The 7,175-nt window shown below is 62.8% G+C and carries 8 protein-coding genes and 1 tRNA gene; 5 read left to right on the top strand and 4 right to left on the bottom strand.

The annotated features are described in order from the left end of the window. Position 1: 1 nt before the first annotated feature. Positions 2–1,222, top strand: coding sequence for a L,D-transpeptidase family protein (locus tag GTU70_RS00955; protein WP_166096892.1), 1,221 nt, complete (start codon positions 2–4; stop codon positions 1,220–1,222). 4 nt (positions 1,223–1,226) lie between these two features. Next, complete coding sequence (locus GTU70_RS00950; protein WP_235914671.1) at positions 1,227–1,460, top strand: sulfurtransferase TusA family protein; 234 nt, start codon at positions 1,227–1,229, stop codon at positions 1,458–1,460. Between the two features lie 186 nt (positions 1,461–1,646). On the opposite strand, the gene GTU70_RS00945 is transcribed toward GTU70_RS00950, so the two are convergent. Continuing rightward, a tRNA-Ser gene (locus GTU70_RS00945) sits at positions 1,647–1,715 on the bottom strand. A 401-nt stretch (positions 1,716–2,116) separates the two neighbouring features. Here GTU70_RS00945 and GTU70_RS00940 point away from each other — a divergent pair. Next, a complete protein-coding gene (locus GTU70_RS00940; RefSeq protein WP_166096889.1) occupies positions 2,117–2,323 on the top strand; it encodes a hypothetical protein in 207 nt (68 codons plus the stop codon). 48 nt (positions 2,324–2,371) lie between these two features. Here the strand turns inward: GTU70_RS00940 and GTU70_RS00935 are convergent, their stop codons facing one another. Beyond that, positions 2,372–3,532 carry a M20 aminoacylase family protein gene (locus tag GTU70_RS00935; protein WP_166096887.1) on the bottom strand — a complete coding sequence of 387 codons (1,161 nt, stop codon included), beginning with the start codon at positions 3,530–3,532 and terminating at the stop codon, positions 2,372–2,374. 193 nt (positions 3,533–3,725) lie between these two features. Here GTU70_RS00935 and GTU70_RS00930 point away from each other — a divergent pair, with 193 nt between their 5' ends. Together GTU70_RS00930 and GTU70_RS00925 are read left to right on the top strand one after the other, a co-directional pair. Beyond that, on the top strand, positions 3,726–4,802 hold the full coding sequence (locus tag GTU70_RS00930; protein WP_235914670.1) for a D-alanyl-D-alanine carboxypeptidase family protein: 1,077 nt from the start codon (positions 3,726–3,728) through the stop codon (positions 4,800–4,802). Between the two features lie 8 nt (positions 4,803–4,810). Next, the gene (locus tag GTU70_RS00925; protein ID WP_166096884.1) at positions 4,811–5,983 is read left to right on the top strand and encodes a CobW family GTP-binding protein; all 1,173 of its coding nucleotides are present in this window, start codon (positions 4,811–4,813) and stop codon (positions 5,981–5,983) included. Positions 5,984–6,161: 178 nt separating this feature from the next. On the opposite strand, the gene rpmF is transcribed toward GTU70_RS00925, so the two are convergent. Beyond that, complete coding sequence (gene rpmF / locus GTU70_RS00920; RefSeq protein WP_109459508.1) at positions 6,162–6,347, bottom strand: 50S ribosomal protein L32; 186 nt, start codon at positions 6,345–6,347, stop codon at positions 6,162–6,164. Between the two features lie 181 nt (positions 6,348–6,528). Next, positions 6,529–7,167 carry a glutathione S-transferase family protein gene (locus GTU70_RS00915; RefSeq protein ID WP_166096894.1) on the bottom strand — a complete coding sequence of 213 codons (639 nt, stop codon included), beginning with the start codon at positions 7,165–7,167 and terminating at the stop codon, positions 6,529–6,531. Between the last annotated feature and the right edge of the window lie 8 nt (positions 7,168–7,175).

Below are 7,175 nucleotides of genomic sequence, written 5' to 3'. Positions count from 1 at the left end.
AATGCGCCTGAGAAACCTCGCGCTCCTTTCCCTGATGGCTGCTGCCCTGGCCGGCTGCAACGAAACGCTCGAATCCGTTTCGACCGTCGATCTGTCTAAAGTCAAGAACAAGGTGACCGAGCCGCTTTCGCAGCCGATGCTGGCGAAGATGCGCTCCAAGAGCATGGACCAGTTCTCGCCGATCGTACTGCGCATCTTCAAGGAAGAAGGCGTGCTCGAGGTCTGGAAGGCGCGAACCGACAATCGCTTCGAAAAACTGACGGAATACAAGATCTGCGCCTGGTCCGGCCGTCTCGGCCCGAAGGTCAAGGAAGGCGACCGGCAGGCGCCGGAAGGGTTCTACAACCTGACGCCGGCGCATCTGAACCCGAATTCCAAATATTACCTGGCGATCAATACCGGCTTCCCCAACAAGTATGACGCTGCCAACAAGCGCTACGGCACCAATCTGATGATTCATGGCGCCTGTTCCTCCTCGGGCTGCTATTCGATGACCGATGAGCAGGTGCTGGAAATCTACGCTTTTGCGCGCGACGCCTTCAAGGGCGGCCAGAAGACCGTGCAGTTGCAGGCCTTCCCCTTCCGCATGACCGCGGAAAACATGGCTCGCCACGCCCATAGCGAGAACATCGACTTCTGGAAGATGCTCAAGGTCGGCTACGACAATTTCGAAGTGACCAAACGGCCCCCCGACGTCAATGTCTGCGAGAAGAGATATGTCTTCAACCAGCAGTCGAACGGCGCTTTCAATCCGATCGGCGCCTGCCCGGCCATGTCGACGCCGCCGGCCTTGCAGGCGGCGCTCTCGGCCTACAACCGCACCTATGACGTCGCCTATGAAAAGGCGATGCGCAAGTTCGACGGCATGGTCTGGTACGATCCGAGCGAAGCCGAACGCAAGGCGCTGGTCGCCAAGCAGCGCAAGGGCCGCGAGCTTGCCTATGCGCCGACCGGCTCGGCGCTCGAAGCCGGCAAGCTGATGAAGCTTTCCGACTACCAGGAACGGCTGAAGGAAAACGAGGCGCGCACCGCCGCCGCGGCGATCAGCCGCCAGACGGCCGCCGCAACCGCCGTCGCCGCCGAAAAGCTGGAAAAGACCGCATCCATTCCAGTGCCGAAGCCCAATCCGGTCAAGCCGACCGCCGAAGTCGCGGCCCCGGCCGAAGGGCCTACCGTCGCCGCGACCGATGACGCGAAAAAGCCGTTCTGGAAGTTCTGGTAATCAAGTGGCGGCGCTTTACGATCTCAGGGGGCTCAAATGTCCCCTGCCGGTCCTCAAGGCCCGCCGCCGTCTGCTGCGCCTTGCCCCCGGCGAAGAGCTGATCGTCACCACCACCGACCCGCTCGCCGTCATCGATATCACCCACATGTGCAACGAGGACGGCCACAGACTTCTGGAAACGCAGAAGATGGAAGACGGGCACCGGTTTCATATCCGCAAGGGTGGCGGCCCAACATAACTGCGCTTTAAGGTCTGGCTTTTTCGATGGCCGATGCCATCAGTGAACGCCAGGCCGAGCCGCCGGCTCGTTTGAAACGCTCGACCGTCTCGGCGTCGAGGCGCCCGGTTCGTCCCAAACGATCTTCATTGTTTCGTGTGCGGAAAATTCAAAAAAGTAAAAGAAAGCAATGACAAGCAGGAAAAATGGCGTCCACGAGAGGATTCGAACCTCCGACCCCAGGATTCATACCACTTCGGCTTTCGCCGCTGCCGCAGCATTCGTGGTCTGGACTGTCCCTTCGCCATGGACTCTGAGGTCTTTAGGCGCTGCCCGTCCAGTCTCTACACCTTCGACGGATTTCTCCGAAGCTTGGCTCGGGATCGGCATGCTGGAAGACCAGCGAAGCGTTCCCCGACTTTGAGCAGATCCGCCATGGCGTTTCCGTCCATGACGCCCAATTTTAGGAATCCTGTGCTCTATCCTGCTGAGCTACGTGGACATTGTCAGCGATTCTGTCGCTGCCCTTCTATAGACTGAAAGCGGGCGTTTTCGCAAACCCTTATTGCGGGCTGCAAGGGGCGGGCAAGCCTGTTCCGCGGGAAACAGAGGATCGCTGCGCCGCATGGCAGATTGGAACCGTCAACGGGGCTTTTCGCCCCTTTCGGAGCCCGCCGATGCGTAGCCATATCGTCCTTTCCGCCCTCGTCCTCACCCTTCTGCTGACGGCCGCAGCCAATGTCGTGGCGCGCGGTCCGGGCAGCCAGGCAACGGCGCAGCAGGCACTGCCGGATTGCGTCGTGAAAATGCACCGCAAATATGATTACAGCGGCCGGCTCTATATCCAGAAGGTCCGCGTCTGCCGGACGGCGGGCGGCGCGTGACGCTTTCGGCAAGCCCGGCGGAGTTGCCGCCGGGCTTGCCACGCCGTTTCAGGCGGCGAGGCGACTTTCGGCGAGGTGCACCCAGTAGGAAATGCCGTGCGCGATGACGTCGTCGTTGAAATCATAGGCGGGGTTGTGCAGTCCAGCCGTGTCGCCGTTGCCGACGAAGATGAAGGCGCCGGGGCGGGCGTTGAGCATATAGGAAAAATCCTCGCCACCCATCATCGGATCGACCTCGGCATCGACATGGTCGGCGCCGGCAATGGCGCGGGCGCTGTCAGCGGCGAAATCGGTTTCGCTGGCATGGTTGAAGGTGACCGGATAGTTGCGGTGATAGCCGACCGTGCCCTCGGCGCCGTGGGCGGCGCAAATGCCTTCGACCACCTGGCGGATGCGCGCTTCGGCCATGTCCCGATCCTCCGGCATCAGCGTGCGCACCGTGCCGCAGATGACGGCATCGTTGGGGATGACGTTATAGGCGAAGCCGGCATTGAACTTGGTGACGGTGACCACCACCGAGCGCAAAGGATCGGCGGTGCGCGAGGCGATCTGCTGCAGGTTGGTGACCACCTGCGCGCCGATGACAATGGGATCGATGGTGCGGTGCGGCTGGGCCGCATGGCCGCCGCGGCCTTTGACGGTGATGGTGAATTCGTCGGTCGAGGCCATGATCGGGCCCTTGCGGATGGCGAAATGGCCGACGGGGAGGCCTGGCATGTTGTGCATGCCGTAGACCTCGGCGATGCCGAAACGCTCCATCATGCCGTCCTCGACCATCAGGCGGCCACCGCCGCCGCCTTCCTCGGCCGGCTGGAAGATCACGGCGACATTGCCGGTGAAATTGCGGGTCTCGGCGAAATATTTGGCGGCGCCCAGCAGCATGGCGGTGTGGCCGTCATGGCCGCAGGCATGCATCTTGCCGGGGGTGGTCGAGGCCCAGAGCTTTCCGGAGATTTCGGTGAGCGGCAGGGCATCCATGTCGGCGCGCAGGCCGATGGTGCGGCCTTCGCCCTTGCCGCGGATCAGGCCGACGACCCCGGTGCGGCCGAGCCCGGTCACAACCTCGTCGACGCCGAATTCCCGCAGCTTTTCGGCAACGAAGGCGGCGGTGTTGTCGACGTCGAACAGCAGTTCCGGCCGCTCGTGCAGATGGCGTCGCCAGCCGGTGACTTCGTCCTGGAGATCGGCGGCGCGGTTGAGAATGGGCATGGTGTGTTCCTGTCGCAAATCGAGTGATTCGGCGGCCAAGCGGGCTTGGCGTCATGCAAAAGGCGCAAAGATTGACGTCTGCCATGGCCTTTGCCATGGCTTAGCCATATAGGATAAATAACGCCAAGTGACGAGACCATTCCGGACAATTCGAGGAACTGCCGTGCCAACGAAGACTGCCCCCAAGCTTGCCTTGCGTCTGTTCACCGCGATTGCGGCGACGGCGCTTGCGGCTGCACAGCCCGTTTTCGCCAATCCGCGCATCGTCGTCGACGTGCAGAGCGGCCGCGTGATCGATCACGAAGATGCCTTCCACCGCTGGTATCCCGCTTCGCTCACCAAGCTGATGACCGCCTATGTCACCTTCAGCGCCATCCGCGCAGGCCAGCTCAGCCTGGAAAGCCCGGTGACCATGAGCAAGCACGCGGCTTCCCAGCCGGCCAGCAAGATGTATTACAAGCCCGGCCAGCAGATGACGCTGGACAGCGCGCTGAAGATGATGCTGATCAAATCGGCCAATGACATCGCGGTGGCCATCGCCGAGACGGTCGGCGGCTCGCAGGATGCCTTCGTGGCGCGCATGAACGACCAGGCCGCTAGGCTCGGCATGATCTCCAGCCATTTCATCAATCCCAACGGCCTGCCCGGCAAGGGCCAGTATACGACGGCGCGCGATCTGGCGGTGCTCGCCGTGGCGATCAAGCGGGAATTTCCCGAATATGCCAATTACTTCGCGGTCGAGGGTTTTACCACCGGCAAGAAGAACTATCCGAACTACAACCTGCTGATCGGCCGCTTCGACGGCGCCGACGGCATGAAAACCGGTTTCATCTGCGCTTCGGGCTTCAACCAGGTGTCCTCGGCGACGCGCGACGGCCGCACGGTGGTCTCGGTCGTGCTCGGCACCGACAGCCTGGGCGCCCGCGCCGACATGTCGGCGGACCTGCTGCAGAAGGCGTTGACGACGCCGGGCAACGGCAACACCACCCTGCGCACCCTGCAGCCCTACGGCGTCGACCGCGACACCGTCGCCGATATCAGCGCCGATATCTGCAATGCCAAGAGCGCCAAGGTGCGCAGCGAGGGCCGTGACGAGGTGGGCCGCATGAAGATGCATTCGGCCTATATCCGCGAGATGACGCGCGAGCCGAACTATGTCTTCGCCGGCCTCATTCCCGGCAGCGAGCCCGCGCCGAAGGCGACGGCGGCCGCCGCCGGCGGCCAGCTCGCCAATGTGCCGATCCCGATCCCGCGTCCGGCGACGTTCTGAGGTTTGCGATGAGCGCGCTCAGCGACCGTATCGCGGTTTCCATCGTCACCGGTTTTCTCGGGGCGGGGAAATCGACATTGCTCAACCGGATCCTTAAGGATCCGGAGATCAGCGACGTCGCCGTCATCATCAACGAGTTCGGCGAAGTCGGCATCGATCATCTGCTGGTCGAAACGTCGGACGATTCGATCATCGAACTGTCGGACGGTTGCCTGTGCTGCACGGTGCGCGGCGAACTTGTCGATACGCTGGCGACGCTGGTCGACCGTATGCAAACCGGCCGCATCAAGCCGCTGAAGCGCATCGTCATCGAAACCACGGGGCTCGCCGATCCGGCCCCGGTGATGCAGTCGGTGCTCGGCAATCCGGTGCTGGCGCAAGATTTCATCCTCGACGGTCTCCTCACCGTGGTCGATGCCGTCAACGGTCTGACGACGCTCGACCACCATGTCGAGGCGCGCAAGCAGGCGGCGGTCGCCGACCGGCTGGTGCTGTCGAAGATGACGCTCGCGACGCCGGAGGCCATCGCGGCGTTGAAGGCGGCGTTGCGCCAGCTCAATCCGCGCGCGCCTTTCGTCGATGGTGACAGCGAGGCGGCCGGCCAGGCGGCCCTGCTCGCCAATGGGCTCTACGATGTTTCCTCCAAGATCGCCGATGTCGGGCGATGGCTGGGCGAGGAAGCGGCGGCGGACAATCATCACCACGACGGGCATCACCACGACGGGCATCACCATGATCATCACCACGACCACGATCATGCGCATCACCATCACGGTCATCACCATCATGACGTGACCCGTCATGGCGGCGATATCCGCTCCTTCTCGATCATCCATGACAAGCCGATCGAGCCGATGGCGCTGGAGATGTTCGTCGACCTGCTGCGCTCCGCCCATGGCGAAAAGCTGTTGCGGATGAAGGCGATCGTGGCGACGGCAGACCGGCCCGAACAGCCACTGGTGCTGCATGGCGTCCAGTCCGTCTTCCACCCGCCGGTGCGCCTGCCGGCCTGGCCGGACGATGGCGACCGGCGCACGCGCATGGTGCTGATCACCAAGGGATTGCCGGAAGACTTCGTCCGCGACCTGTTCGACGCTTTCACCGGCACGCCGCGCATCGATCGGCCGGATCGCCAGGCCATGGAAGACAATCCGCTGGCCATTCCCGGCATGAGGTTCTGATTGAGCCGGCGAAATGCTGGAATTTTTCGTAAGGGGCAAGGCTACATCCGATAGCATTGCCGTTTGCGAATGGCATTGGCGGCAAACACTCCCGAAACGAAAAACCCCCGGCTTTCGCCGAGGGTTCGATCCTATCCGGGCGAGCCGGCATCCGGCTCATCGCGGTTCCGCGAGACGCTTAGGCAGAAGCCTTCGGCGTCAGAACCTGGCGACCGCGGTACATGCCGGTCTTCAGGTCGATGTGGTGCGGACGGCGCAGTTCGCCGGAGTTCTTGTCTTCGATGTAGGTCGGAGCCTTCAGACCGTCAGCCGAGCGGCGCATACCGCGCTTGGACGGGCTTGTTTTTCTTTTCGGTACAGCCATTTCTCTTACTCCACTTGACGGGACGAAACGTGATTTTCCAGCCGGATACCCGGCGGCAAACCGCGTTCGATATCGGGAATTGGCCGGGCTTATACATGCCTCGCCCGCGGTTGACCAGTCCCTATGGCAATTTTTTCGCCCTCGAATGCCTGATTTTTAAGGCTGTAGAGTCGGTTACGGCTCAGGCTTCATCTTCCGGCACAATCCAGGGCTCTGCCAGGGCCGCCGTTTCCCAGGCCTTCCAGGCCGGATGCGCCTTCACCGCCGCCATATAGGCGAGCACGGTCTGGTCGCGGGTCAGTTCATAGGTTTCGAAGCGGTTGACGACCGGGGCGAACATGGCGTCGGCGGCCGAAAACGCGCCGAACAGGAACGGGCCACCCGAGGCCGCCAGCCGCTCGCGCCACAGCGATTCGATGCGGGCGACGTCGTCCATGACGCCGTCGGGCAGTTCGATGGCGCGCTTCGGGCGGCGGATGTTCATCGGGCAGGCATTGCGGATGGCGCGGAAGCCGCCGAGCATCTCCGTCGACAGCACGCGGGCGAGCGCCCGATCCACGCGCGCCTTCGGCCACAGGCCGGCATCGGGATAAAGCTCGGCGACATATTCGATGATCGCCAGTGATTCCCAGATCTTCAGGCCGTCATGAACCAGCAGCGGTACGCGGCCGCTCGGCGAAACGGCGCGGATGGCGGGATTGCCGGCCGGGAAATCGAAAGGGATCAGTTCCTCCCGGAAGGGAATGCCGGCGGCGGTGAGCGCAATCCAGGGTCGCATCGACCAGGAGGAATAGTTCTTGTTGCCGATATAGAGGGTCAGGTCTTCCA

The sequence above is a fragment of the Rhizobium flavescens genome (assembly GCF_011319365.1).
The sequence above is the reverse complement of the archived record's forward strand: the minus strand, read 5'-3'. Positions and strand labels throughout refer to the sequence as shown.